Raw genomic sequence first — 25754 nt, 5'->3', positions numbered from 1 at the left:
GCGCTCGTGTCGGCCGGCGCGCGTGCTTCGGCACCTGCTCCAGCCCATTGCTTCGCAGCGGCTCCCGCTCGAAGCTAGCCGCCGCGCGCAGGCGGCTCCGTAATGAACGACAGCTTCGCGATCCCCGCACGCTCGCACATCGTGACCACCCGGCCGATAAACTCGTAGCGCGTGCTCTGGTCGCCCCGCACGTGGACGCTCGGTTGCGGCTGCTGCTGCGACACGTCCTTCAGCTTCGCGAGCAGCGTCGCCGCGTCCACCAGTTGCTCGCCCCAGAAGAAATCGCCGTCGCGATTCACCGCGATCTCGATGCTCTTCGGCGTCGTCTGCAGCGGCTGCACCGTTTCCTTCGGAAGCTGAAGCTGGATCGTGTGCGTCACCACCGGAATCGTGATCAGGAAGATGATCAGCAACACCAGCATCACGTCGACGAGCGGCGTCGTGTTGATGTTGGCGATCACCTCGTCGCTATCGTCCTGCCCGACGTTCATGGCCATCGCGCTTCTCCGTCAGCCGATCAGTTCGCGAGCGACGCCGCCGGCGACGGCGCGCGCACCGGGCGCCGGTTGCCGGCCAGCAGCACCGTGTGCAGTTGCGCGCCGAAGTTGCGGACCCGTTCCATCACCGACTTGTTGCGCCGGACCAGGAAGTTGTAGCCGAGCACCGCCGGCACCGCGACAGCGAGGCCGATCGCGGTCATGATGAGCGCCTCGCCCACCGGGCCCGCGACCTTGTCGATCGACGCCTGGCCCGCGATGCCGATCGCCGTCAGCGCGTGATAAATCCCCCAGACCGTGCCGAACAGCCCCACGAACGGGGCCGTCGAGCCCACCGTCGCCAGAAAGGCGAGCCCGTCCTGCATCCGGTTCGACACGTTCGTGATCGAGCGCTCGACCGATACGTCGATCCATGTGTTGCGGTCCACCGCTTCCAGCAGCGCGTCTTCGTGATGCTCGCCGGCCTCGATCGCCGTTTCGGCGATGAACCGGAACGGCGACGCCTCGTCGAGCAGCTTGGCGCCCTCCGCCAGCGACGGCGCGGTCCAGAGCTGCGCGTCCGCCAGCTTCGCGCGACGATTCGCGCGCAACTGTTCCAGGAACTTCGTGATCATGATGTACCAGCTTCCCATCGACATGATCACCAGCAGGATCAGCACGAAACGCGCAACGAAGTCGCCGTTCTTCCATAGCGCGCCGAGCCCGTACGGATTCTCGACCGCTTCCGTCGTGGCCGGCGCGGGCGGCGGAGCCGGCTCCGCGGCGGCCGGGACCGGGGCCGGCGTGACCGACGGCGCCGCGGCCTGCGCCGATGTGCCGGCCGCCCCGCTTGCCTGCGCGTGAGCGAGCTGCGGTGCAACGAACCCGTCGACTGCGGCGACGGACATCAACATGCTTGCCGCCAGCGCGGCCAGTGAACGCTTCGTCATACCCCACTCCAGTTCTTTCGGTGAACTTATTACTTCAGTTCGAGCCGGTTTTCCCCGGCCCGGCTCGTGCCGGGCCGCCCACTGCATCAATTCAGATTGAACGAGAACGGCACCTGGACCCGCACCGACTGGCCCTGCGCGACGCACTTGAACCGTTTCACGGTGTTGTAGGCGGCGCGGTCGAGGATCGGATCCGCGGACTGCGCCACGCGCTCGTTCGTGATGTTCCCCTCCGCATCCACGACGAATTCGATCGTCACGTCGCCCGTGATGTTGTTTTCCTGCGCTTCCTTCGGGTACTGGATCGACGCGCGAAGCGTGTCCGAATTCGGGCAGACGACCCCCACGTCATGGCTGACCGGCTTGGCCGGCGCCGGAGCGGGCGCCACGACCGGCGCCTGCACGGCCGGCGCGGAGGGTACCGGTGCCGACTGGTGCGTGATGGTCGCCTGCGGCGGCGCCTGCACCGGCACTTCCGGCGGCGGGACGAACGGCGGTGGCGGCGGCGCGAATTTCGGCGGCGGGAGCTTGACCACGGGCATCGGCGGCGGCGGCGGCGGCTTGACCGGCTCGATGATGCGGGTTTCGATCGGATGCTGGATCACCTGCACGACTTTCGTCGCGAGGCCGTTGAGCAGTGCGTAGATCAGCACCGCATGCAGCATCAGGACGATCCCGATGCCGCCGAACCGGCGCACCGGATTCTGCTGCTTCTTGCCGAACTCTCGCGGACGCCCCAGCGTAGCCAGTCCGCTGTTCGAAGTAGCCAGACCTTCTTCGACTTTCATGCCCACCATCCATCCCCCAAGCGATTCGCCCAGTTTCGGATTGCTGCCGGCGGCGGAGCCAGGTCGGCACCACTACCGCATCAACCCGAACATTTCATTTCAAATTCAATTAGCAATCCGAATTGAAAGAATCACATTCGAATTCCAATTCATTCGTTTTCAAGGAATCGTTCCGGCCGGCGCGGCCCGGTGCCACACCGGAAATCCACGCGCCTGCACGTTCAGGCAATTGTCAGCTGAGCTGGCGCCACCTCGTGTTTCGTATGACGATTCGCCGTTCGTTACACGGTGATGTCAGTAGCGCCGTTCACTTGGGTGCAGAAGATAGCAAGGAAAAAATTTTGCCGTCAAACTTTATTTGATGCCCGAATACAAAGTTTGGAGGGTTTATTCGAAATAATATTCCGGTAAGCAGAAATCCAACTTTTATTATTGAAACGGTAATTGTTTTGTATGGATATATATGGAATCGAATATTAAATCCTTTCGACATAAATATCCTTGTATTTCCCGCATTGCACCACAATGATCCGCGCCGGAAGCGACTTGCAGGGCTCGCCCCTTCGCGTCGCCAACACCTGCATCGGTCGCCCAGCGCCTCTGCTCACCTGCCCCTGGTCGGCCGACACCGCTCCCGGGTCACGTCGAGCGCACGACTGCGCTCCATACAATTGATATGCAATCCGATACAAACAGGAAGCGGGCCTTCACCACGTGAAAGTCCGCAAAACCATTTCGGATATCGAATTAACTGCCAGGAATGACGCGCGACGTCCCGGCGGGCGACCACGTCGCCCACGCATCGCCGCGCACGCGTGCGCACCGGCCCCGCGCTTCGCCGCATGCGCCGCACGGTCAGGACTGCATGCCCTGCATCCTGTGCGAGAAATGCGCGCGCTCGGCCGTCTCCATCAGCATCAGGAATTCGTCCTGCATCATGTGGATCAGCGCTTCGTGGTCGCCGGCCTCGAAATACACTTCCGGCTGCTGCGCGAGGCGTTCCTCGAGGAACGTTTTCATCCCGTACGCCATGCAGACCGGCGGCAGCGCGCCCATGTCGCAATCCTTGAACAGTTCGCGCAGTTCGACCTCCCGGGCGAGCACGAGATGGCGGCCCGTCTTCACCCAGAGATCCGACAAGCGCACCGCGTGCGTCGTCGGCAACACGGCGGCGACGTAGCCCTCGTCGTCCTCGAGTAGCACGGTTTTCGCGAGGCGATCGCCGGGAATATGCGCGGCGGCGGCCGTCTCCATGCTCGTATGGCTATAGGGGTGGTACACGACTTCGTACCGCGATGACTTCTGGCGCAGGCAATCCTGCAGGGTGGCTGACACGGACATGGCACACCTCGTCTGGGCGAATCGGGCGAACGGCGTTCGCTCCGGATTTTTTCAGCATAGGTCGCATTCGGCCCGATGGAAATCGCCCCTTCCTCATTCGGGCTCCAACCCCGGTTCCAACCCCTTTTCACGCAGCCATTCGCGGTTGAAAAGCCGCGCTCGATAGATGTCGCCGCGATCGCACAGCAAGGTCACGATCGTGTGCCCCGGGCCCATCCGGCGGGCCAGCCAGACCGCCGCCGCGACGTTGATGCCGCTCGATCCGCCGACGTACAGCCCCTCCTCGCGCAGCAGCCGGTAGACCATCTTCACGCACAACGGATCATCGATTCGCACGGCGTCATCGATCGGCGCGCCGGCGAGATTCGCAGTGACGCGCGTCGAGCCGATGCCTTCGGTGATCGAGTTGCCTTCGGCGCCGAGGTCGCCCGTTTTCACGTAACCGTAGAGCCCGCTGCCGTGGGGATCGGCCAGCACGATCCGGACCTCCGGATTCTGCTCCTTCAGGTAGCGGCTCACGCCCGCCAGCGTGCCGCCCGTGCCGGTCGCGCAGACGAATGCATCGACCGTGCCCGCCGTGTCGCGCCAGATTTCCGGCCCGGTCGTCTCGTAGTGCGCCTGCCGGTTGACGACGTTGTCGAACTGGTTGGCCCATACCGCGTTGTCGAGTTCGTCTGCAAGCCGCCCGGCAATCTTCTGATAGTTGTTCGGGTCGCGGTACGGCGCCGCCGGCACCGGGCGCACATCGGCGCCGAGCGTGCGCAGGATCTCCATCTTGTCCGGCGATTGCGTGTCGGGAATCACGATCACGCAGCGATAACCGCGTGCCGCGCAGATATGCGCAAGACCGATGCCCGTGTTGCCCGCCGTGCCCTCGACGACGGTGCCGCCCGGCTTCAGCGCGCCGCGCTGCTCGGCGTCGCGGATGATGTAGAGCGCCGCGCGATCCTTCACCGATCCGCCCGGATTCATGAATTCCGCCTTGCCCAGGATCTCGCAGCCCGTTTCCGCGCTGAGCTTCGCCAGCCGGATCAGCGGTGTGCGACCCACGCAGTCGACGAAACCTTGTCGCACGTCCATGTTCCCCTCCTTTGCATTCGCGCTCGCGCGCCGTACACAACGAAGGATAGGACGCGCCCGCCGCTTTCGGCGCCGGCCGCCGCGTACTAAGCTTGGAGAGCCCATTGCGGCGCGCGCGCCGCATCGCCAGACGAGGTCCGCCATGCTGCAATTGCAAACCGTCGCCGTCGACAAGCCCGAGGCCGTGAATTTCATTCTCGGCCAGTCGCATTTCATCAAGTCCGTCGAGGACATCCACGAGACGCTGGTCGGCACCGTGCCCGGCATCCGTTTCGGGCTCGCGTTCTGCGAGGCATCGGGCAAGCGGCTCGTGCGCCGTTCCGGCACCGATGCGGAGCTCGTCGAACTCGCGTGCCGCAACGCCAGCGCGATCGGCGCCGGTCACGCTTTCATCGTGTTCCTCGGCGACGGTTTCTATCCGGTCAACGTGCTCAATGCGATCAAGGCCGTGCCGGAGGTCTGCCGGATCTACTGCGCGACCGCGAACCCGACCGACGTGATCGTCGCGGAAACCGCGCAAGGACGCGGGATCGTCGGCGTCGTCGACGGCTTTCCGCCGCTCGGCATCGAGAACGACGACGACGTGCGCTGGCGCAAGGATCTGCTGCGCACGATCGGATACAAGGCTTAGAGGCGCCCGGCGTCGATCGGTCGAACCGGATCCGGATGAGCCCCCCTGCCCTGAAGACGTATCACGGGAAATTCCGTCGGCGCGAGAAACCGGGGCAATCGGCGGGCGAGAAAACGTTGGACCGTTAGTTGCATTTTTGAGTCGTCCGTCGATCAGTCGTCAGCCAAAGGACGAATCGCATGCGTCGCACGTCCGCGTCAAACCGCCCCCGCGCCTGCCGCACGCGTGCCCTATACTGACCTCGGCGTCTGCCACCGGACGCCGCGCCGCCTGCCGGTCGTCAATGGCTGGCATCTCGCCGATTCATGGAGCCCTGCATGCATTACCAGTTGATCTACGAACTCGTCGACGACTACCTGTCAAAGCGCGAACCGTTCCGCGCCGAACACCTCGCGCTCGCGCATGCCGCCACCGAGCGCGGCGAACTGGTGCTCGCGGGCGCGTTCGCGGACCCCGCCGACCAGGCCGTGCTCGTCTTCGAAGGCGATTCGGCCGAAGTGGCCGAGTCGTTCGCGCGCGCCGATCCGTACGTGCAGAACGGCCTCGTAAAATCGTGGCGCGTGCGTCCGTGGCGCGTCGTGGTCGGCAAGCACGCGCCGCGCTAGGCGCGAAGAACGGCTACAGCCACCCTGCTCGCTTGAAGCGCCACCACAGCGCGAAATCGGCAATGACCATCACGGCAATGCAGCCGTAGAAGCCGTATTTCAGGTGCAACTCGGGCATGTTCGCGAAGTTCATCCCGTAAATGCCGGCGATCATCGTCGGTATCGCGAACAGCGCGGCGAACGAGCCGAGCCGCTTCGTCACCTCGTTCTCGGCCAGCGAAATCATTCCGAGGTTGACCTGGATTGCCGTCACGACCATCTCGCGCCGCCCTTCGATCGTCTTCACGATCCGCTGCAGATGGTCGTACACGTCGCGGAAGTAATGCTCCATCCCGCTGCATACCTGCGGGATGCGCCCGCCGGTGAGCTTCGCCAGCGGCTCCATCAGCGGCGCCGTGTGCTGGTACAGCATCACGAGCCTGCGCTTCAGCGAATAGAGATCCTCGATGATCGCGCGCGACGACGCGGGCGTGGCCTTCGCAAAGATGCGATCCTCAAGTTCCTCGAGTTCGGTGCCGAGCGTTTCGAGGATCGGGAAGTAACGATCGACGACCTGGTCCATCAGCGCGTAGAACACGAACGCCGAGCCTTCCCGCAGCAGATGCGGCTCGCGCTCGCAGCGCTTGCGCACGTCGCGGAAATCCTGCTCGGTATGGTTGCGGATCGACAGCACATAGTTCGGGCCGACGAACACGTTCAGTTCGCCCACCTTGAGTTCGTCGTCATCGTCGAGCTCGACCATATGCAGCACCGCGAACAGCGAATCGCCGTACTCCTCGATCTTCGGCCGCTGATGCCCCTTGCGGGCATCCTCGAGCGCGAGCTCGTGCAGCCCGAACTCCTCGCCCATCAGGTCGATTTCGTCGGGCGTCGGATCCTTCAGCGCGACCCACACGAAGCACTCGGGCTTCGACACGTAGTCGCTGATGGCGTCGATATCGATGTCGGCCAGCTTGCGGCCGTCCTGGTATGCAGCACAGTTGATCAGCATGTTGTCCGTGATGTTGCGGTTTGCGCATCAGTTTACCGGTTTGCTGCGAGGGCGGCCCGGCTTGCGCGGCACGCCGATATTGGTCATGATCGGACTGCCTGCGCCGCAGCACGCGCACCAAGGCACGTCAGCACGCCCGCCGCACGGCCGTGCGGCCCAACCGTCAAGGAGACACACCCATGTGGTATTTCTCGTGGATACTCGGCATCTGCGTGGCGCTCGGCTTCGGCATCATCAACGCGATGTGGCTGGAAGCGGAAGTGTTCTCGCGCGGCGACAACCGCAGCGGCACGTCGAGCCAGGGGGCGGGGAGCAAGGTTTCGTGACACACCTGGTGTTCTTCTGCGGTCACGCCGGCACTGGCAAGACCACGCTCGCGAAGCGGCTCATCGGGCCGCTGATGCGCGCAACCGGCGAGGCCTTCTGCCTGCTCGACAAGGACACGCTGTACGGCCGCTACAGCTCGGCCGCGATGGGCGCGCTCACCGAGGATCCGAACGACCGCGACAGCCCGCTCTACCTGAAGCATCTGCGCGATCCCGAATACCACGGCCTGCTCGACACCGCCCGTGAAAATCTCGCGCTCGGCATCAGCGCGATCGTGGTCGGCCCGCTGTCGCGCGAAGTGCGCGACCGGCGCATCCTCGACCGCGCATGGCTCGGCATCGCGCCCGACGTCACGCTGACGGTCGTCTGGGTCCACACGTCGGAGGACGTCGCACACGCACGGATCGTCGCGCGCGGCAACCCGAACGATGCATACAAGCTCACGCACTGGGACGAATACCGGCAGCGCCGCTTCGTGCCGACCGGCCACGAATGCGACGGCATCGTGATGTTCGACAACACCGCGCCGTCCGACGCGGACGTCGACGCGCTGCTGTACCGCATCGCGCCGCCCCCGCCGCCGGCGACGATCGTCCCGCCGCTGCCAGCCTGACCGGCGCACTTTTCGCTCCCCAAAAAAACGACGCCGGAAGCGCTGCTGCGTTCCCGGCGTCGTACGGCCCCCCTCGTGCCAGAGGCTGGCGGGCGGTCAGGCTACCGCGTGCACGCGCTCCATCGTGCCGCCTTCGTACAGCTTGCCGAAGCGGTTCGACAGGAACGCCTTCAGCGACACCTTTTCCTGCGGGATGAAACCGCTCTGCGGCAGCTTCTTCTCGCGGAACAGATCCAGCACCGCGCACATCGCGCCGGCCGTCGTGATCTGGATCGCGCTCATGTGCATCCCGCACACGTCCTTCGCGAAGATCTTGCGCGTGAACACGTCCTGCACGAGCTGGCCGTCCTTCACGCCCGTCACCGTGACGAACACGAGCACGACGTCCTGCTTCGTCGACGGCACCGCGCGGCGCATGATCGACTTCAGCGTGTCGCGATCGGTCGACAGGCGCAGGTCCTCGAGCAGGAACTGGACGAGTTCGCGGTGGCCCGGGTAGCGCACCGACTTGTAGTCGAGCGTCTCGACCTTGCCCGACAGCGTCTCGCACAGCGTGCCGAGGCCGCCCGACGTGTTGAACGCTTCGTATTCGGTGCCGTCGAGCGAGAAGTGCTCGAGGCCTTCGAGCGGCTGCACCCACTGCTTGCGGCCGTCGCGGATCGCTTCGCACGGCTGGCAGTATTCGTTGATCAGGCCGTCGACGCTCCACGTCAGGTTGTACTTCAGCGCGTTGGTCGGATACTCGGGCAGCGCGCCGACGCGCATCTTCACGTCGCGCACTTCGCTGAAGCCGTTCACGAGTTCGTGCGCGGCGATGCCGATGAAGCCCGGCGCGAGCCCGCATTGCGGCATGAACGCACGGTCGGAGCCGTCGGCCAGTTCGCGGATCGCGTGGGTCGCGCGCACGTCTTCGGTCAGGTCGAAGTAATGGACGCCGGCAGCCTTCGCGGCGGCGGCGACGTTGACCGCGAGGTAGTAAGGCAGCGCGTTGACGAGCGCATCGAAGCCCTTCACTGCTTCGCGAATCGCATTCGCGTCGGCCGAATCGACCCGTTGCGTCGCAATGCCTTCGCGCGACAGCTTCGCGAGCGCGTCCGCATCGCGGTCGAACGCGACGACTTCGTAGTCGCCCGTTTCACGCAGCATGTGAGCAATGGTGTGGCCGATCAGACCTGCGCCGACGATGGCGATTTTCATGCGCTTATCTCCTGATGATGGGTTGGTGTTGTGGACGGCGTTGAGCCATGAACACAGTTTAGGGACGCGCAAAATCAGTTCCAAGACGAAGAATGATGCGAAACGACCGATAATTTCGACGTTGTGACGATATATTTCGTCGATATGTCGAAACGATGCGTTTTACGCCGCCGCCGGCCGCGCTATGGCTGGCCTAAGTCTCCCGTTTCAGACTGCGTGCCGACCAACCGATTTCCAAGGAGGCACCGCATGCAATCCCTGCCCGTCAATCGCGCGTCGCACTGGCTGAACAAGGTGCCCGACGTCGCGCTGTCGTTCTGGATCATCAAGATCATGTCGACCACGGTCGGCGAAACCGGCGCGGACTTTCTCGCGGTCAACGCCGGCCTCGGCCAGACCGTCACGCGCATCGCGATGGCGTCGCTGCTCGCGATCGCGCTGTGGCTGCAGCTGCGCACACGCCGTTACGTGCCGTGGATCTACTGGCTCACGGTGGTGCTGGTCAGCATCGTCGGCACGCAGATCACCGACCTGCTCACCGACGGCCTGAACGTCAGCCTGTATGCGAGCACCGCCGCGTTCGCCGTCGCGCTCGCCGCGATCTTCTTCGTGTGGCATCGCATCGAAGGCACGCTGTCGATCGACACGATCGTCACGCCGCGGCGCGAGCTGTTCTACTGGGCCGCGATCCTCTGCACGTTCGCGCTCGGCACCGCCGCAGGCGATCTCGCGACCGAAGCGCTCGGGCTCGGCTTCACGCTCGGCGCGCTGTGCTTCGGCGCGGCGATCGCGGCCGTGTTCGCGATGTGGCGGCTCGGCGTCAATGCCGTGCTGGCGTTCTGGATCGCGTACATCCTGACGCGGCCGTTCGGCGCATCGCTCGGCGACCTCCTCACGCAGGCCCGCGCATACGGCGGGCTCGGCTTCGGCGCCGCGTGGACGAGCCTGCTGTTCCTGACCGTGATCGTGCTGCTCGTCGCGGTCGCGCAGTTCGGCAGCGGCCCGCACACGCGTGCCGGCGCGGCCGAATGACGCCCTTTCCTTTCCGTTCATCCAATCGAGGACACCTCATGCGCTTCCCGTACTCCGTTTCCCGTTTCGCCGTTGCCGCGGCCGTGATTGCCGTGCTGGGCGCCGCCGCCGGCTGCTCGAAGCAACAGGATGCAAACGCATCGACCTCGGCGCCCGCGCCGGCCGCGGCGGCGCATGCATCGAAGCTCGGCGACCTGTCGCAGTTCCGCACGATCGCCGCCGACGTCGACACGCTCGTCGGCAAGGGCGACCTGGCCAGTGCGAAGACACGCATCAAGGATCTCGAGATCGCGTGGGATGCGGCCGAGGCCGGCCTCAAGCCGCGCGCGGCCGCCGACTGGCACATGGTCGACCAGGAGATCGACCGCGCGCTCTCCGCGCTGCGCGCCGACCATCCGACCCAGGCCGATTCGGCCGCCGCGATGAAGAGCCTGCTCGCGGCGTTCGACCGGTTCAGCGGCAAATAAGCGTCGCACCGGGCGCGCGGCACGTGACGCGCGCCCGGGAATCGCATACGCTGGCGGCGTTTGCGCCGCACGGAGAACACGCATGCGAATACTGCTCGTCGAAGACGACCCGATGATCGGCGAGGCAGTCCATGCCGCGCTGAAGGACGCGTCGTACGCCACCGACTGGGTCACCGACGGCGCGCGTGCATTGACCGCGTTCGCGGCACAGCCCTACGACCTGATCCTGCTCGATCTCGGCCTGCCCGGCCGCGACGGGCTCGACGTGCTGGCCGGCATTCGCGCGAAGGACGCCAGCGCGCCGCTGCTGATCGTCACCGCGCGCGACGGTCTCGACGACCGCCTGCGCGGCCTCGACGGCGGCGCCGACGACTACATCGTGAAGCCGTTCGAGATGGCCGAGCTGCTCGCGCGGATTCGCGTCGCGATCCGGCGCCGGGCCGGCTCGGCCGCGCCGCTGCTGAGCAACGGGATCGTGTCGCTCGACCCCGCGACGCGCGAAGCCGCCGTCGACGGGCAGGCGCCGGTCCCGCTGTCGAATCGCGAGTTCTCGCTGCTGCGCGCGTTGCTGGTGCGCCCCGGCGCGATCCTGTCGCGCCGCGAGCTCGAGGATCGCCTGTACGGCTGGGGGGAGGAAGTCGAAAGCAACGCGGTCGAATTCCTGATCCATTCGCTGCGCCGCAAGCTCGGCAGCACCGTGATCAAGAACGTCAGGGGTGCGGGATGGATGGTTTCAAGAAGCGCCTGAGCGAGTCGATCGGATTCCGCCTGTCGGTCGCGCTGTCGGCCGCGATCCTGGTCGTCGCGATTGCCGCGGCCGCGTTTGCGTTTTCGTCGGCGTTCGACGAGGCGCACGAATTGCAGGACGACGTGCTGCGCGAGGTCGCGACGCTGCTCGACCGCGCGCGCGCGCCGGCGCCCCGTGCCGGCGGTGCCGGGCACGCGAGCGAAAGCGACGAGCTGTCGCGCGTAATCGTGCAGCCGCTCGGCGGCGCGCCGCAGCCGGCCGCCGACGGCACGCCGCGGCTTGCCCTGCCGCCGACGCTCGCCGACGGGCTGCATACGGTCGATAGCAGCGGCAACGCCTATCGCGTGATGGTCCATACGCTCGCGAACGGGGAGCGCATCGCGGTCGCGCAGGAAACCGGCATGCGCGACGACGTCGCGCGCGAGAGCGCGTGGCGCACCGCGCTGCCGCTGCTGATCCTCGTGCCGATCCTGCTGCTGCTCGTCGCCGATCTCGTGCGCAAGCTGTTCCGCCCGGTGGCCGCGCTGTCCGCCGGCATCGACGCGCGCGACGAACACGACCTGCGCCCGGTGCCGGCCGAACACGTACCGGTCGAGGTGCGGCCGTTCGTCGTCGCGATCAACCGGATGCTCGAACGTGTCGCGCAATCGGTCGACGCGCAGCGCCGCTTCGTCGCCGACGCCGCGCACGAACTGCGTTCGCCGCTCACGGCGATGTCGCTGCAGGCCGAGCGCCTTGCCGACACCGACCTGCCGGACGATGCGCGCGCGCGGCTTGCCGCGCTGCGCGGCGGGCTCGACCGCAGCCGCCACCTGATCGGGCAGCTCCTCGCGCTCGCGCGTGCGCAAAGCGCGCCGGCCGCGCCGCCCGGCGCCGTGTCGGTCCATGCGACCTATCGCCGCGTGCTGGAAGACCTGATGCCGCTCGCCGACGCCAAGACGATCGATATCGGCGTCGACGACGGCCCGGACACCCGCGTGCCCGTCGACGAGCTCGAACTCACGTCGCTGGTCATGAATCTGGTCGACAACGCGATCCGCTACACGCCGTCCGGCGGACGCGTGGATCTGTCGACGCAACAGACCGACACGCACGCGTGCGTGACGATCGCCGACACCGGGCCTGGTATCGCACCGCAAGAACGCGAGCGCGTGTTCGATCCTTTCTACCGGGTGCCCGGCAACGCGCAGATCGGCTCCGGGCTCGGCCTGTCGATCGTGAAGATCCTCGCGGACCGGATGGGCGCCGACATCGCGCTTGCCTATGCGGACGAACGGGAATCGCGCGGGCTGCGTGTCTCGGTGCGGATTCCGCTCGTACGGCCACCCGGCGCGGCGCAACCCGACAGCCACGCCGATGCGCCGGCGCAAGACGCGCGGCGCGACGTGCCCCGGACGTGAGCGTCAGCCGCCGACCGTCCCGCGATCGATCTTGCGCGACAGGATGATCGACGTCGTCGTGCGTTCGACGCCTTCGAGCGTACCGATCTGGTCGAGCAGGTCGTTGAGCCGTTCGGGCGAATCGGCGCGCAGCCACGCGACGTAGTCGTACTCGCCGCTCACCGCGCACAGCAACTGCACTTCGGGCATCCGGTCGAGCTTGCGCAACACGTCCTTGCCGAACTTCGGCGTGAGGATGATGCCGACATACGCGTAAATGCTCGCGTCGAGCACGTCCTGCCCGAGCCGGACGCTGTAGCCGGCGATCACGTTGGTGCGTTCGAGCCGCGCGATGCGTGCGACGACCGTCGTGCGCGCGACGTCGAGCTGGCGCGCGAGATCCGCGACGCTTGCGCGCGCATCGGCTTGCAGCAGCGCGACGAGTTGCCGGTCGAGATCGTCGAGTTGGTCGAGACGGGGTGGACGCATGAGGCTGGGCCGGCGTACGACGCGCCGGCTAAGTGGAAGGTGACGCGATGATAGCGCCGAACGCCGGTGCGCCCAAACGGCGTCGCACGACCGAGGCATCGCGCACTGCCATGCGGTCACGCAGCCTTGTCCGTGCGCAACGGCCGCATCCGGATCGGGTTTGCCGCGCCCGTCGCCGGTACGCGCCGGACCCTCGCGGGCCCCGTGCCGACCCGCTGTGTCCCTTTCAATTTCGATTCGTTTCGGATGTAAGCAAGTGTCGCATTCACTGCCGCGCCGCATGCAACGTGCTACTAATAGCATGCGACGCGAGATACGCGCTTGCGGCAGTTGCCGCCGCGCCCGCTCGCAAGACACCACCCCGGAGAGCCAACCATGAAGAAAATCTCGCTCACCCTCGCTACGCTCGTCGTTGCAGCCAGTGCGTTCGCGCAAACCCCGGCGCAGCCGCAAGCGCCCGCTCCGGCCACGACGGCCGCGGCCGCGGCGTCGGCCCCGAGCGCCGAGCAGCGCGCGGCACGCCACGAAGCGCGCGTCGAGCAGCGCATCAAGTACCTGCACGACCAGTTGAAGATCACGTCCGCGCAGGAACCGCAATGGAAGACCTTCGCCGACACGATGCGCGACAACGGCGAAACGATGGGCCGCCTCTATCGCGACCGGATGGCCAAGCACGACGTCTCCGCGCTCGACGACATGAAGCAGTATGCGGAACTGTCGCAGGCGAACGCCGACGGCGCGAAGAAGCTCGCCGACGCGTTCGCGCCGCTCTACGGGAGCTTCCCGGCCGAGCAGAAGGCGCTGGCCGACACGACGTTCCGTAGCTGGCTGAACCATGGCGGCGAGCACCGCGGCAAGGGCAAGACGAAGGGCAAGGAAGGCAAGGCGGCAGCCGCGCAGGCTGCGAGCGCACCCGCGCAACCCTGACGCCCGCCCCGCCGGCGCCGCGCCGCGCCGCCCGTCCGGGCCGAACGGCGCCGCGCGTCCTGCCGGCGATCGGCGCACGCCACACGGCGCGCCGAATTCGGGATAAGCTCCCGGCTTTTCCCGCACTTCCTCGCCATGCTCGAACTCAAGCACATCGATCTGCGCACCGACCCGCAGGCCCGTCGCGTCGTCAAGGACGAAACCGTCGCCGTTTCATTCGCGGACGCCGACGGCGAACTGATGAGCCTCGAAGGCCCGAACCGCTATGTGGCGGGCGACGCGCTGATCACGGGCTCGACCGGCGACCGCTGGGTCGTGTCGCGTGCGCGCTTCGACGCCAAATACCTGCCCGCCGATCCGGCACTCGCGCACGGCGCGCCGGGCGCCTACCGGAATCGGCCGACCGTCGTGCTCGCGCGCCGAATGGACGAGCCATTTACGATCGCCCGCTCCGAAAACGGCGACACGCTGCGCGGCGTCGCCGGCGACTGGGTAATGCAGTACGCGCCCGGCGACTACGGCGTCGTGCAGGCGCAGCGCTTCGCGCAGGTCTACCGCGACGCGTAATCCGCCGCGCCGGCATGATGCCGGCGCACCCGCTCACGCAAAGTCTTCGTCGAGTTCGAGTTCCGCGTTGCGCTCGACGGCCTCGCCGGCCGCGTGCCGCTCCTCGAGCGACCCGAGCATCGCTTCCGTATACGCATGCAGCACCGCATGGCTGCGCGCGCGCTGCATCGGCCTGAGCGCCAGGTAGCGCGCGAGCGCGGCCGGCACGACGCGGATATCGAGCGTCATCCGCTTCGGCGTCGCGCCGAAACGCATCGCGAGCCAGTGCACGGACAGGAACCGCCCGCGCTCGTCGCTGCTTTCGGTGAAGCGCGTCTGCTCCGGAAAGAGATCGCAGATCACGCGCGCGAGCGCGTCGAATTCCGCGCTCTGGCATTCGATCAGGTAGTCGTCCATCCCGTCTCTCCCGTCAGGCTGCCGTATGCGACGGCCGGCACGTCTTGATCATCACGACGACCAGGATCGCGGCCAGCACGAAATACGCAGCCTCGACCCATCCGGCCGGCAGCACGCGCACCTGGTACAGCAGCGCCGGCGCCGCCGCGAGCGCATGCAGCACGATCGCGAGCGGCAACACGCCCGCGCGGCCCGCGCGCACGCCGCGCCATACCAGCACCGACAGCGCAAGCTGCAGCACGAATGCCGCGCAGCGTTCGAGCAGCAACAGCAGGATCGACTGTACCGACAGCGTCGCGAGCATCACATGCAGCCGCACGACGGTATCGCCCGGCAGGTCGGCCAGTTGCGTCTCGAGCTGGCCGCGGCTTGCCAGCCACGCGAGATACGACCACTGGCCCCACACGAGCACGCCGACGAACCACGCTTCGGCGCCGCCGTGGCCGATCCCGTAGCCGATCGCGCGGCCGTCGCCGGCCGACGCGCCGTAGCGCCGGTTCAGGAAACGCATCCCGAGATAGCGGCCGACTTCCTCGAACACGGCGGTCGCGAGCGCGCTGTACGCGACGAACGCGAGCGGCTGCGTCAGCCAGCCATCCGGCGGCGTCTGGCTCAGCACAAGACCGTGGAATGCGCGTTCGACGATCATCGCGAACAGCGTGAAGACGGCGACGCCGACGATCGTGTCGCGGCGGTTGAGCGCAAGCGGCTTGCGCAGGATGCGGAAGAGGACGAGCGGCAGCAGCGCGATGATCAGCGTGGCGGCGATCAGCACCGCCAGCGTGACGGGAGCGACAGTCATGTATTTCCTTGTTCGGGGCAGCGCACTGACGCGCTGCGTGCCCCGAATGATACTCAGCTTGCGGTCGACGCGCGCGCAATCAGCTCGCCCGGCAGCATCGCGACGCGCACGTCGCCTGCTGCGCCGTCGATCCGCTCGTGCACGAATTCGACGGCCTTGTAGCCGATTTCGTAGGTCGGCTGACGGATCGTCGTGATGCCGATCAGCTCGGCCCATTCCGGATCGTCGATCGACAGCAGCGCCGCCTGCTGCTGCCACGCGGCGCCGAAACGCGCGCGCAGGTGGCGCGCGATCGCGAGCGCGACCGGCGCGTTCGCGGCGAACAGCGCCGCACGCACGCCGCGCCGTGCCGCGTCGTCGATGCGTGTATCGACGTCGGCGAGCGCCGCCGCGGCCGCGCCGGGCTCGTTCAGATCGAGCACGACCGTCGACGGCACCGGCAGCCCGCGCGCGTCCAGCGCCGCGCGGAACGCGGCCTCGCGCACGCGCCGCGAGCTGACGCGCTCGAACGGCTGCACGACGAAATGGATCGCGTCGAAGCCGTGTTCGACCAGGTGCGCGAGCGCCGTCTCGATCGCATCGGCGTTGTCGAGGCCGATCAGGTCGGCCTCGAAGCCCTCGACGGTCCGGTCGACGAGCACGGCCGGGATGCCGGCGCCGCGCAACGGGCGCAGCACATCCTCTTCGGCGCCGAGCGCGTTGACGATCAGCCCTTCGACACGGTAGGTCGTGAGCAGCTGCAGGAAGCGGCGCTCCATCTCGACCTCGTTCGCCGCATGACAGATGAGCGGCATGTAGCCGAGCGCATGGCACGCGGCCTCGACGCCCTGCAGCACTTCGACGGTGTAAGGATTGGTCAGGTCGGCCGCGAGCATCCCGAGCAGCCGGTTGCGGCCGCGCTTGAGCCCGCGCGCCATCTGGTTCGGCCGGTAGTTGAGCCGCGCGATCGCCGCTTCGATCCGCTGGCGCAGATCGACGGACAGCACATGCGTCTCGCCGTTCAGGAAGCGCGAAACGCTGGTCTTGCCCGTGCCGGCCTCGCGCGCGACGTCGCTGATCGTCGCCGGACGCGTCGTGGTAGGTTGCGAATCGGTCACTGTCGAGCCTCGCGACGTACGATCCGCGCCGCTTCGTGAGCAGACGGACCTTTGTTGTTGGATACGAAAGCCACCCGGCAGACTCCTCTGTCGACCAGCGTTAGCGCTTTAGCGCTTACGCTGGTCCCATGCTTCGCGGTCGACCAGCGTTAGCGCTTTAGCGCTTACGCTGGTCCCATGCTTCGCGGTCGATCAGCGTTAGCGCTTTAGCGCTTACGCTGGTCCCATGCTTCGCGGTCGATCAGCGTTAGCGCTTTAGCGCTTACGCTGGTCCCATGCTTCGCGGTCGATCGGCGCCGGCGCGTCGGCGCCCGCCCCAGTCGCATGCAAAAGCAGTCGGCCGCACCGGACCTGGCGCGGATGCCCGTCGCCGGACGCCGCCGGCAGGGTTGCCGTGGTGTCGTGGCGACGAGCGGGCGATCATAACGCAGCCAGCCCTCCGGCACCAAGACCATCGACTCTAACCGCACCGACACCCCGCCGGCCGGCTGTCGGCCCGTTACCCTGCGCGGCTCAGGCCCGCTCGAGCGCGTCCGGATTGACGAGATTCGTGCGCAGCGTGCCGGCCAGCGCGCCGACCAGGTTTTCCGCAGCGCAGCGTGCCATCGCGTGGCGCGTCTCGTGCGTCGCGGAGCCGATATGCGGCAGCGCGACGACATTCTTCATCTGCAGCAGCGGCGAATCCGCCGGCAACGGCTCCTTCTCGAACACGTCGAGCCCCGCGCCGCGGATCGTGCCCGCACGCAGCGCGTCGACCAGCGCGGCCTCGTCGACGACGGGCCCGCGCGACGCGTTGATCAGGATCGCGCCGCGCTTCATCTTCGCGAATTCGGCCGCGCCGATCAGGTGGTGCGTTTCCGGCGACAGCGGCACCTGCACGCACACGAAATCCGACTGCGCGAGCAGTTCGTCGAGCGTCACGCGCCGCGCGCCGTACTGCGTCTCGGCTTCGGCATGCGCGGACCGGTTCGCGTACAGCACCTGCATCCGGAAGCCGAGCGCCGCGCGGCGCGCGACCGCGCCGCCGATCCGCCCGAGCCCGACGATGCCGAGCGTCTTGCCCTGCACGTCGGTGCCATACAGGTCGGGGCCGATGCTGCGATGCCAGTGGCCGGCCTTCACCCACTCGGCCAGCTCGACCACGCGCCGCGCGGACGCCAGGATCAGCGCAAACACCGTATCGGCGGTCGACTCGGTCAGCACGTCCGGCGTATGCGCGAGCACGATGCCGCGCCGCGTGAGATCCGCGACGTCGAAGTTGTCGTAGCCGACCGAGATCGTCGACCAGGCCTTCAGCCGCGGCGCGCGGTCGAGCATCTGCGGCGTGACCTTCAGGCTCGCGCCGATCGCGCCATCCGCATCGCCGAGCGCATCGGCGAGTGCGTCGGCGAGTGCGTCGGCGCCGTCGGCCTGCACGACGTCCGCATGCTCGCGCAGGTACGCGAGAACGTCATCGGGCAGCGGCTTGTACGCGACGATACGAGGCTTCATCAGTTTCATTTTCCTTGCAGCGGCGCGGCGAGCGCATGCGCATCGCGCGCCTGGGGTTTGACGGACAGCGTGAGGATCACCGCGGCGACGAGCGCGGCGCTCATGAATGCGTACGACGCGACGGGCGAGCCGGTCGCGCCGTTCAGGTAGCCGACGAAGTACGAGCCGACGAACGACCCGAGCGCGCCCATGCTGTTGATCAGCGCCATCGCGCCGCCGGCGACGTTCTTCGGCAGCAGTTCCGGCACGATCGCGAAGAACGGGCCGTACGGTGCATACATCGCGGCGCCCGCGACGACCAGCAGCGCATACGAGATCCAGAAATGCGACGAACCGAGCGCGTACGACGCGGCGAACGCGGCCGCGCCGATCAGCAGGAACGGCCATACGAAGCCGCGCCGCGAGCCGACCTTGTCGGACGCCCACGATGCGGCGAGCATCGCGATCGTCGCCGCGAGATACGGCAGCGCGGACAGCCAGCCGGTCGCGACCATCCCGAGATCGGAGCCGTTCTTGACGATCGACGGCAGCCACAGCACGAAGCCGTACACGCCGATGCTCCAGCAGAAATACTGCGCGCACAGCTTGATCACGGCCGGCGAGCGGAACGCCTCGCCATAGTTGCGCACCGGCTTGATCGCCGCCTGCTCGGCCGCGAGCGCGGCGTCGAGGTCGCGTTTTTCCTGCGCGTCGAGCCACGGCGAATCGGCCGGCTTGTCCTGCACGAGGAACCACCAGCACACGGCCCAGAGGACGGCCGGCACGCCTTCGGCGATGAACATGTGGCGCCAGCCGAATTCGTGCACGAGATAGCCCGACAGGATCGACATCCACAGCACGGTGACCGGGTTGCCGAGGATCAGGAACGTGTTCGCGCGCGAGCGCTCGTTCTTCGTGAACCAGTTGCTGATGTAGATCAGCATCGCCGGCATCACGGCCGCCTCGACGACGCCGAGCACGAAGCGGATCGCCATCAGCGACGGGATGTTGCTGACCACGCCCGTGAGCGCCGCGCAGCCGCCCCACAGGATCAGGCTGACGAACACCAGCTTCTTCACGCTGCGGCGTTCCGCATAGATCGCGCCGGGAATCTGGAAGAAGAAGTAGCCGAGGAAGAACAGCGCGCCGATCAGCGACGACAGGCCCTTGCTGATCCCGAGATCCTGGTTGATGCCGGCCGCCGCCGCGAACCCGTAGTTCGCGCGGTCGAGGTAGGCGAGGCTGTAGGTGATGAAGACGATCGGCATGATCGTCCACCAGCGTCGGGCTGCGAGATTGGTTGCCATCAGAATGTCTCCTTTGTTGACCGGGCTGACGCTTCAGCGCTTCGCGGCCGGAACCGGCGCTTCAGCACCGCTCCGGTCGCCTGCTTTGCCGTCCGGTCGCACGCAAAGCGGTGCTTGATGCACGAAATGGATCCGCGGATTGTGCCGTGTCCGGCCTCTCATTGCGCGGTGACGGTTTCCTCTAAGCGATCGGCGCGATTGCTGACATTTTCGATCCGATCAAGTGCGTCGCGCGTCGGCAGGCCTTCCGAATCGCCGATCACCTGGATCGCGAGCGCGCCGATCCGGTTGCCGCGCGCGACGGCCTGCTCGACGCTCCGGCCTTCCAGCAGCGCGCTGACCACGCCGACCGCGAAGCCGTCGCCGGCGCCGACCGTGTCGACGACGCGCTCGACGCGCTCGCCCGCGACCGTGCCTTCGCGGCCGTCGGCCATCCGGAAGTACGCGCCTTGCTCGCCGAGCTTGATCACGACGCCGCGCGCGCCCTGCGCGAGATAAAAGCCCGCGATGTCGGCCGGCGTATCGTGCCCGGTGAGCTGCCGCCCCTCGGCGACGCCCGGCAGCACCCAGTCGGCGAGCGTGGCCAACGCGTTCAGCGTCTTCGCCATCGCGTCCGCGGACGGCCACAGCGTCGGGCGCAGGTTCGGGTCGAACGAGATCGTCTTGCCGGCCGCGCGCATCTCGCGCGCGAGCTGGAACGCGAGTTCGCACGACGTCGCGGAGATCGCCGGCGCGACACCCGTCAGGTGCAGGTGGCGCGCGCCGAGCACGTAGTCGGCCACGTAGTCGTCGCACGACAGGTGGCTCGCGGCCGAGCCCTTGCGGAAATATTCGACGGTCGGGTCGCTGCCGTCGTCGTTGCGCGACTTCAACTGGAAACCGGTCGGGTAACGCGGATCGACGGTCACGCACGACGCGTCGATGCCTTCGCGCGCCAGCGTGTCGAGCACGTAGCCGCCGAACGAATCGCGGCCGACGCGGCTCATCCAGCCGACCCGGAAGCCGAGCCGCGACAGGCCGATCGCGACGTTCAGGTCGGCGCCCGCGATCCGCTTCGTGAATTGCGCCGCATGCGCGAGATGACCGGGCTCGGTCGCGACGAACATCGCCATCGCTTCGCCGTAGGTCACGACATCGAGTGCTGCTTTCATGAGTGGACTCCTCGGGATCCGTTTGCCGTCACGCGGTCGCGAGCCACGCGACGCGCCGGCATGCATCGCCGGCCAGGTCGGCCGCGTCGAACGGAAACTCGATGCCGCGCGGCGCATGCTGCGGCAGCGCCGCGAGCACACCGGTCACGAGCGGGTCGTTCGGCACCGGCGCCGCCGCGAAACGGCGCGCGCCCTCGCCCTCGACGGCCTTGCAATGAATGTATTCCACATGCGGCGCGAGCACCTGCGCGCAGTCGAGCGGCGCTTCGCCCGGCCACTGCCAGTTGCCGATGTCGAACGTCATCCCGAGCGCGTCGGGCATGCCCGCCTCGCCCAGCGCCTGGAACAGCCCGCGAAACTGCGCGAGCGCGCCGCCGACCGAAAGCTGGCCGTTCTCGACCACCACGCGCGCACGCGCGCCGCGCGACAGCGCGACGATGTCGGCCGCATGGGCCTCGCCGGCGAAGCCCCCGAGCTGGAATTTCACGAAGCGCGCGCCGAGCGCGTCGGCTTCCGCGAGCGCGTCGCGCAATGCGTCGGCGTCGAGCGCGCCCGTTTCCGTGTACAGCGAGGCCGGCGTCGAATAGACCGACCACAGCCCGTGCCCGGCCAGTTGCGCGCCGAGCACGGCCAGCGCGCCAGGTGCCGCGTCGTCGTCCGACGCGAACAGCTCGCGCCGCACCTCGAAACCGGTCGCACCGGCTGCCGCCGCGGTCGCGACGAATGCGCTGTGGCCCTCCTGACGCACGCGGTCCATCCCGAATGCGCTCGCCACGATCACGATGTCTGCCATTTTGCCCTTTTTTACCGGAATGGAACCGGTTCCATTTGCTTGAGACGGATGGTGCGCTTCGCTTCAGACGCACGCCATAGAGGAAATCCCTAAGGCCCGTGCACTACGCAACCGCGCGCCCGACGGCGCGCATCGCGTGTTCCCGGCCCGGCTCCGGCCGCTTAGGCGAGGTCCTGCGCGAGACTCATTTCGAGGAATTGCGCGGCGACCCGCGATGGCGCGCCGCCGTGCGGCACGAGGATGGAGAAATGACGCGTGAGCGGCGCGGGCGCGAGCGAGCGCAGTACGAGCGCCACATCCTGGTGACGCAGCGACATCGCGGACACGAACCCGACGCCCATCCCGGCACGCACGGCCTCCTTCACGGCCTCGACGCCCGCGATCTCGAGCGCGACGCGCATCGGCGCGCCGCCGTGCGCGAACGCGCGCTCGACCAGCTGCCGCACGCCGGAGCCTTCCTCGCGCAGCACGAGCGGGTGCGGGGCAAGCGCATCGAGCGTCACGCCCGCATCGTAGCCGGGCGCGGCCAGCGGATGACCGGCCGGCACGATCGCGACGATCTCGTCCTCGTGCCACGCATGCACGGTCGTGCCGGGCGGCAGCGCCTCGCCGGGCGGCCCTTCGATCATCGCGATGTCGAGCGACGGCAGCGCGGCGACCACGTCGGCCGTATTGCCGCTCATCGTATGGATCGTCACGCGCGGCGCACGCGGCTGGAACGCCGCGATCAGGTACGGCAGCAGGTAGCTCGCCGGCGTCGTGCTCGCGCCGATCCTCAGCGTGCCGGCCTCGAGGCCGCGCACCGCGTCGCGAAACGCGCGCGCCTGCGCGAACGTGTCGCGCTGCGCCTTCGCGTATTGCGCGAGCTGTTCGCCGACCGGCGTCAGGCGGATGCCGCGGCCGTCGCGCTGGTACAGCGGCTCGCCGAATTCGTCCTGCAGCAGCCGCAACTGGCCCGACACGGCCGGCTGCGACAGGTGCAGCGCCACGGCGGCGTGGCTGATGTTCAGGTGTTCGGCGACGGCCGCGAACGTTATCAGTTGATCCGGGGTCATGGGGATAAATTATCGGCTTTCCGGATAGTTTACGTCACAAATCACAATTTTTCATATCGATATAACGAAACTAGGATTACAGCATCGCAACTCGCTCCATTCCGGTGCTTCCATGCCCACTGCCCCGACTTCCCCTCTCAGCCACGCCGCGCCGACGATGCGCGGCCAGTTGAACGGCGTGCTGTTCGTCGCGCTGTTCGCCGCCGCCGTCACGAGCCTGTCCGAGCTCCCCGCGATCGCCGGGCTGGGCCTGTCGCCGCTGATCGTCGGCATCGTCGCCGGTGCGCTGTACGGCAACGCGCTGCGCGACGGCATGCCGGCCAGTTGGGCGGCCGGCGTCAATTTCTCCGCGCGCAAGCTGCTGCGCATCGCGGTCGCGTTCTTCGGGTTGCGCGTGAGCCTGCAGGAAATCGCGCAGGTCGGCCTGCCGGGCCTGACGGTCTCGGTGCTGGTCGTCGTCAGCACGCTCGCGATCGGCACCTGGGCCGGCATGAAGCTGATGAAGCTCGACCGCGACGCGGCGCTGCTGACCGCCGCCGGCAGCGCGATCTGCGGCGCGGCCGCCGTGCTCGCGTTCGAATCGACGCTGCAGTCGAAGCCGCACCAGAGCGCGATGGCCGTGGGCAGCGTCGTGCTGTTCGGCACGCTGTCGATGTTCCTGTACCCGATCGCGTATCACGCCGGGCTGTTGAACCTCGATCCGGCCGGCCTCGGCCTGTTCTTCGGCGGCACGATCCACGAGGTCGCGCAGGTGGTCGGCGCAGCCAGCGACATCAGCCCGCAGGTCGCGCACGTCGCGACGATCGTCAAGATGACGCGCGTGATGCTGCTGGTGCCGGTGCTGCTCGTGCTCGGCTGGTGGCTCGCCCGCTCGGCTCGCGCGACGGCCGGCGGCGCGCAAGGCAAGCGCAAGGTGGCCGTGCCCTGGTTCGCGCTCGGCTTCCTCGGCTTCGTGATCGTCAATTCGCTGAACGTGCTGCCCGCCGACGTCACGCATACGCTGAACGTGCTCGACACCTTCGCGCTGACGATGGCGATGACCGCGCTCGGCATCGAGACGCGCGTGTCGCAGATCCGCGCAGCCGGCCCCCGCGCACTGGTGACCGGCCTGATCCTGTACGTGTGGCTGATCGCCGGCGGCTACGGGATCACCTGGGCCGTGCAGCACTGGCTTGGCTGAGCCGCCTGTCCGCAACACTTCGCGCGCCGCGCCCGACGGGATGGTCCCGCGGGCGCGGCGCAGTGCTATGCTTCGCGTCGTTTTCCATCGCCCTCTTTCAGCCGTGCTCTCGTTCCTGCTGAAGCTGCGCACTCGCGCCCAAACGCTGTTCCGCCTGTCGGACGCCCATACGATGCTGATCTGGTCGGCCATCGTCGGCGTCGGCGGCGCCTTCGCCACCATGGCGTTCCGCGAAGGCATCGACCTGATGCAGCACCTGATCTCGGGGCACAGCGGCAGCTTCGTCCAGATGGCGAAGAGCCTGCCGTGGTACGTGCGGTTCTGGATGCCGGCCGCGGGCGGCTTCCTTGCCGGCTGCGTGCTGCTGCTCGCGACGCGCGGCGACAGGAAATCCGGCAAGACCGACTACATGGAATCCGTCGCGCTCGGCAACGGCATCGTGCCCGTCAGGCAGAGCCTGTGGCGCAGCGTGTCGTCGCTGCTGACGATCGGCAGCGGCGGCTCGATCGGCCGCGAAGGCCCGATGGTGCAACTCGCGGCGCTCGCCGCGTCGCTCGTCGGCCGCTTCGTGCACTTCGACCCGCCGCGCCTGCGCCTGCTGGTCGCCTGCGGCGCCGCAGCCGGCATCACGTCCGCGTACAACGCGCCGATCGCCGGCGCGTTCTTCGTGTCGGAAATCGTGCTCGGCACGATCGCGATGGAGAGCTTCGGGCCGATGGTCGTCGCGTCGGTCGTCGCGAACATCGTGATGCGCGAATTCGCCGGCTACCGGCCGCCGTACGAGATGCCCGTGTTTCCGGCCGTCACGGGCCCCGAGGTGCTGCTGTTCGTCGTGCTCGGCGCGCTGTGCGGCGTGCTCGCGCCGCAGTTCCTGCACCTGCTCGACGCGTCGAAGAACCAGTTCAAGCGGCTGCCCGTGCCGCTGCCCGTGCGGCTCGCGCTCGGCGGCCTCGTCGTCGGCGTGATCTCGGTGTGGATTCCGGACGTGTGGGGCAACGGCTACAGCGTCGTGAACCACATCCTCCATTCACCGTGGACCTGGCAGGCGCTCGTCGCCGTGCTCGTGTTCAAGGTGATCGCAACCGCCGCGACGGCCGGCTCCGGCGCGATCGGCGGCGTCTTCACGCCGACGCTGTTCGTCGGCGCGGTATTCGGCTCGCTGTTCGGGCTCGCGATGGAGGCGCTGTGGCCCGGCCATACGTCGGCGTATTTCGCGTATGCGATCGTCGGGATGGGCGCGTTCATGGCGGGCGCCACGCAGGCGCCGCTGATGGCGATCCTGATGATCTTCGAGATGACGCTGAGCTATCAGGTCGTGCTGCCGCTGCTGGTGTCGTGCGTGTTCGCGTATTTCGTCGCACGTGCGACGGGCACGACGTCGATGTACGAGATCACGCAGCACCATTACCAGGACGCGCAGGAACGGCTGCGGCTGCGCACCACGCAGATGCGCGAGCTGATCCAGCCCGCGCAGACGGTCGTGCCGCTTGCCGCGAGCGTCGCCGACATGACGCGCGTGTTTCTCGAATATCCGGTGAAGTACCTGTACGTGACCGACGACGCCGGGCGCTTCCGCGGCGCGGTCGCGCTGAAGGACATCACGTCCGACCTGCTCGACAAGCGCGACACGTCCGACAAGACGGCCGCGCACTACGCGCATACGCCGTTTCCGCTCCTCACGCCCGACATGCCGCTTGCGACGGCGCTCGAACGCTTCATGGCGTTTCAGGGCGAACGGTTGCCGGTGATCGAGAGCGAAGCCGAGCCGACGCTCGCGGGCGTCGTCTACAAGACGTCGCTGCTCGACGCGTATCGGCGGATGACCGGCGAGCGCTGACACGCGCGGTACGGCACGCGCCGCATCGCTTCCAGCCTGCCGCGGGCGGGCACGACGC

Annotated in this window: 28 protein-coding genes; 12 read left to right on the top strand and 16 right to left on the bottom strand. The window is 67.6% G+C overall.

Translation table 11 applies throughout. From position 1 onward, the window contains the following. Nucleotides 1–74: 74 nt before the first annotated feature. The 5 genes from JYG32_RS04975 to JYG32_RS04955 form a co-directional block, all read right to left on the bottom strand. Nucleotides 75–497: an ExbD/TolR family protein gene (locus JYG32_RS04975; protein WP_174380253.1), complete on the bottom strand. Its 423-nt coding sequence runs from the start codon at nucleotides 495–497 to the stop codon at nucleotides 75–77. A 20-nt stretch (nucleotides 498–517) separates the two neighbouring features. After that, nucleotides 518–1426: a MotA/TolQ/ExbB proton channel family protein gene (locus JYG32_RS04970; RefSeq protein ID WP_213264846.1), complete on the bottom strand. Its 909-nt coding sequence runs from the start codon at nucleotides 1424–1426 to the stop codon at nucleotides 518–520. An 86-nt stretch (nucleotides 1427–1512) separates the two neighbouring features. Continuing rightward, the gene (locus tag JYG32_RS04965; protein ID WP_213264845.1) at nucleotides 1513–2214 is read right to left on the bottom strand and encodes an energy transducer TonB; all 702 of its coding nucleotides are present in this window, start codon (nucleotides 2212–2214) and stop codon (nucleotides 1513–1515) included. 855 nt (nucleotides 2215–3069) lie between these two features. Next, complete coding sequence (locus tag JYG32_RS04960; protein ID WP_174380250.1) at nucleotides 3070–3555, bottom strand: aminoacyl-tRNA deacylase; 486 nt, start codon at nucleotides 3553–3555, stop codon at nucleotides 3070–3072. Between the two features lie 93 nt (nucleotides 3556–3648). Further along, nucleotides 3649–4635 carry a cysteine synthase A gene (locus JYG32_RS04955; protein ID WP_174380301.1) on the bottom strand — a complete coding sequence of 329 codons (987 nt, stop codon included), beginning with the start codon at nucleotides 4633–4635 and terminating at the stop codon, nucleotides 3649–3651. Nucleotides 4636–4777: 142 nt separating this feature from the next. Between JYG32_RS04955 and JYG32_RS04950 the strand changes: the two genes are divergently transcribed. After that, nucleotides 4778–5266, top strand: coding sequence for an adenosine-specific kinase (locus JYG32_RS04950; protein WP_174380249.1), 489 nt, complete (start codon nucleotides 4778–4780; stop codon nucleotides 5264–5266). Between the two features lie 317 nt (nucleotides 5267–5583). After that, complete coding sequence (locus JYG32_RS04945) at nucleotides 5584–5871, top strand: YciI-like protein (RefSeq protein WP_174380248.1); 288 nt, start codon at nucleotides 5584–5586, stop codon at nucleotides 5869–5871. A gap of 13 nt (nucleotides 5872–5884) precedes the next feature. Here the strand turns inward: JYG32_RS04945 and corA are convergent, their stop codons facing one another. Beyond that, nucleotides 5885–6862 (bottom strand): magnesium/cobalt transporter CorA, encoded by a 978-nt coding sequence (gene corA, locus JYG32_RS04940; RefSeq protein ID WP_213264844.1) that lies wholly within the window; start codon nucleotides 6860–6862, stop codon nucleotides 5885–5887. A gap of 179 nt (nucleotides 6863–7041) precedes the next feature. Here corA and cydX point away from each other — a divergent pair, with 179 nt between their 5' ends. Together cydX and JYG32_RS04930 are read left to right on the top strand one after the other, a co-directional pair. Further along, nucleotides 7042–7188 (top strand): cytochrome bd-I oxidase subunit CydX, encoded by a 147-nt coding sequence (gene cydX, locus JYG32_RS04935; RefSeq protein ID WP_213264843.1) that lies wholly within the window; start codon nucleotides 7042–7044, stop codon nucleotides 7186–7188. Next, nucleotides 7185–7802 (top strand): AAA family ATPase, encoded by a 618-nt coding sequence (locus JYG32_RS04930; protein WP_213264842.1) that lies wholly within the window; start codon nucleotides 7185–7187, stop codon nucleotides 7800–7802. The genes cydX and JYG32_RS04930 overlap by 4 nt, the downstream gene beginning before the upstream one ends. A gap of 96 nt (nucleotides 7803–7898) precedes the next feature. Here the strand turns inward: JYG32_RS04930 and JYG32_RS04925 are convergent, their stop codons facing one another. After that, nucleotides 7899–8999, bottom strand: coding sequence for a saccharopine dehydrogenase family protein (locus tag JYG32_RS04925; RefSeq protein WP_034181371.1), 1101 nt, complete (start codon nucleotides 8997–8999; stop codon nucleotides 7899–7901). Nucleotides 9000–9248: 249 nt separating this feature from the next. Between JYG32_RS04925 and JYG32_RS04920 the strand changes: the two genes are divergently transcribed. The 4 genes from JYG32_RS04920 to JYG32_RS04905 all read left to right on the top strand — a co-directional run bounded on the left by JYG32_RS04920 (nucleotide 9249) and on the right by JYG32_RS04905 (nucleotide 12646). Further along, on the top strand, nucleotides 9249–10031 hold the full coding sequence (locus tag JYG32_RS04920; protein ID WP_213264841.1) for a COG4705 family protein: 783 nt from the start codon (nucleotides 9249–9251) through the stop codon (nucleotides 10029–10031). Nucleotides 10032–10069: 38 nt separating this feature from the next. Then, on the top strand, nucleotides 10070–10498 hold the full coding sequence (locus JYG32_RS04915; protein WP_213264840.1) for a hypothetical protein: 429 nt from the start codon (nucleotides 10070–10072) through the stop codon (nucleotides 10496–10498). An 82-nt stretch (nucleotides 10499–10580) separates the two neighbouring features. Beyond that, nucleotides 10581–11246, top strand: a complete 666-nt coding sequence (locus JYG32_RS04910; protein ID WP_213264839.1) for a response regulator transcription factor — start codon at nucleotides 10581–10583, stop codon at nucleotides 11244–11246. Further along, complete coding sequence (locus JYG32_RS04905) at nucleotides 11222–12646, top strand: sensor histidine kinase (protein ID WP_213264838.1); 1425 nt, start codon at nucleotides 11222–11224, stop codon at nucleotides 12644–12646. The genes JYG32_RS04910 and JYG32_RS04905 overlap by 25 nt, the downstream gene beginning before the upstream one ends. Before the next feature lie 3 nt (nucleotides 12647–12649). On the opposite strand, the gene JYG32_RS04900 is transcribed toward JYG32_RS04905, so the two are convergent. Next, the gene (locus JYG32_RS04900; RefSeq protein WP_047900755.1) at nucleotides 12650–13114 is read right to left on the bottom strand and encodes an Lrp/AsnC family transcriptional regulator; all 465 of its coding nucleotides are present in this window, start codon (nucleotides 13112–13114) and stop codon (nucleotides 12650–12652) included. 375 nt (nucleotides 13115–13489) lie between these two features. Here JYG32_RS04900 and JYG32_RS04895 point away from each other — a divergent pair, with 375 nt between their 5' ends. Together JYG32_RS04895 and JYG32_RS04890 are read left to right on the top strand one after the other, a co-directional pair. Further along, entirely contained in the window at nucleotides 13490–14041 is a 552-nt protein-coding gene (locus tag JYG32_RS04895) for a Spy/CpxP family protein refolding chaperone (RefSeq protein ID WP_174380240.1), read from the top strand. A gap of 135 nt (nucleotides 14042–14176) precedes the next feature. Next, entirely contained in the window at nucleotides 14177–14608 is a 432-nt protein-coding gene (locus JYG32_RS04890) for a PGDYG domain-containing protein (RefSeq protein ID WP_174380239.1), read from the top strand. 33 nt (nucleotides 14609–14641) lie between these two features. On the opposite strand, the gene JYG32_RS04885 is transcribed toward JYG32_RS04890, so the two are convergent. From JYG32_RS04885 to JYG32_RS04850, 8 genes are all read right to left on the bottom strand, one after another. Beyond that, entirely contained in the window at nucleotides 14642–15004 is a 363-nt protein-coding gene (locus tag JYG32_RS04885; RefSeq protein ID WP_174380238.1) for a DUF3022 domain-containing protein, read from the bottom strand. Nucleotides 15005–15017: 13 nt separating this feature from the next. Then, complete coding sequence (locus JYG32_RS04880) at nucleotides 15018–15806, bottom strand: YhfC family intramembrane metalloprotease (RefSeq protein ID WP_213264837.1); 789 nt, start codon at nucleotides 15804–15806, stop codon at nucleotides 15018–15020. A gap of 53 nt (nucleotides 15807–15859) precedes the next feature. Continuing rightward, nucleotides 15860–16903: a LacI family DNA-binding transcriptional regulator gene (locus JYG32_RS04875; RefSeq protein WP_213264836.1), complete on the bottom strand. Its 1044-nt coding sequence runs from the start codon at nucleotides 16901–16903 to the stop codon at nucleotides 15860–15862. Nucleotides 16904–17416: 513 nt separating this feature from the next. After that, entirely contained in the window at nucleotides 17417–18394 is a 978-nt protein-coding gene (locus JYG32_RS04870) for an NAD(P)-dependent oxidoreductase (protein ID WP_213264835.1), read from the bottom strand. 5 nt (nucleotides 18395–18399) lie between these two features. Then, entirely contained in the window at nucleotides 18400–19680 is a 1281-nt protein-coding gene (locus JYG32_RS04865) for an MFS transporter (RefSeq protein WP_174381809.1), read from the bottom strand. A gap of 158 nt (nucleotides 19681–19838) precedes the next feature. Continuing rightward, nucleotides 19839–20831 carry a sugar kinase gene (locus JYG32_RS04860; RefSeq protein WP_174381810.1) on the bottom strand — a complete coding sequence of 331 codons (993 nt, stop codon included), beginning with the start codon at nucleotides 20829–20831 and terminating at the stop codon, nucleotides 19839–19841. A 28-nt stretch (nucleotides 20832–20859) separates the two neighbouring features. Next, nucleotides 20860–21624, bottom strand: a complete 765-nt coding sequence (locus JYG32_RS04855; RefSeq protein WP_174381811.1) for a sugar phosphate isomerase/epimerase family protein — start codon at nucleotides 21622–21624, stop codon at nucleotides 20860–20862. A 161-nt stretch (nucleotides 21625–21785) separates the two neighbouring features. After that, the gene (locus JYG32_RS04850; protein WP_174381812.1) at nucleotides 21786–22679 is read right to left on the bottom strand and encodes a LysR family transcriptional regulator; all 894 of its coding nucleotides are present in this window, start codon (nucleotides 22677–22679) and stop codon (nucleotides 21786–21788) included. A gap of 112 nt (nucleotides 22680–22791) precedes the next feature. Between JYG32_RS04850 and JYG32_RS04845 the strand changes: the two genes are divergently transcribed. Together JYG32_RS04845 and JYG32_RS04840 are read left to right on the top strand one after the other, a co-directional pair. Continuing rightward, nucleotides 22792–23859, top strand: a complete 1068-nt coding sequence (locus JYG32_RS04845; protein ID WP_213264834.1) for a YeiH family protein — start codon at nucleotides 22792–22794, stop codon at nucleotides 23857–23859. Nucleotides 23860–23962: 103 nt separating this feature from the next. Beyond that, nucleotides 23963–25696, top strand: coding sequence for a ClcB-like voltage-gated chloride channel protein (locus JYG32_RS04840; protein WP_213265378.1), 1734 nt, complete (start codon nucleotides 23963–23965; stop codon nucleotides 25694–25696). Nucleotides 25697–25754: the final 58 nt, after the last annotated feature.

The organism is Burkholderia pyrrocinia, assembly GCF_018417535.1.
Classification (GTDB): domain Bacteria; phylum Pseudomonadota; class Gammaproteobacteria; order Burkholderiales; family Burkholderiaceae; genus Burkholderia; species Burkholderia pyrrocinia_E.
This window is presented reverse-complemented; position numbering and strand designations above follow the sequence as displayed.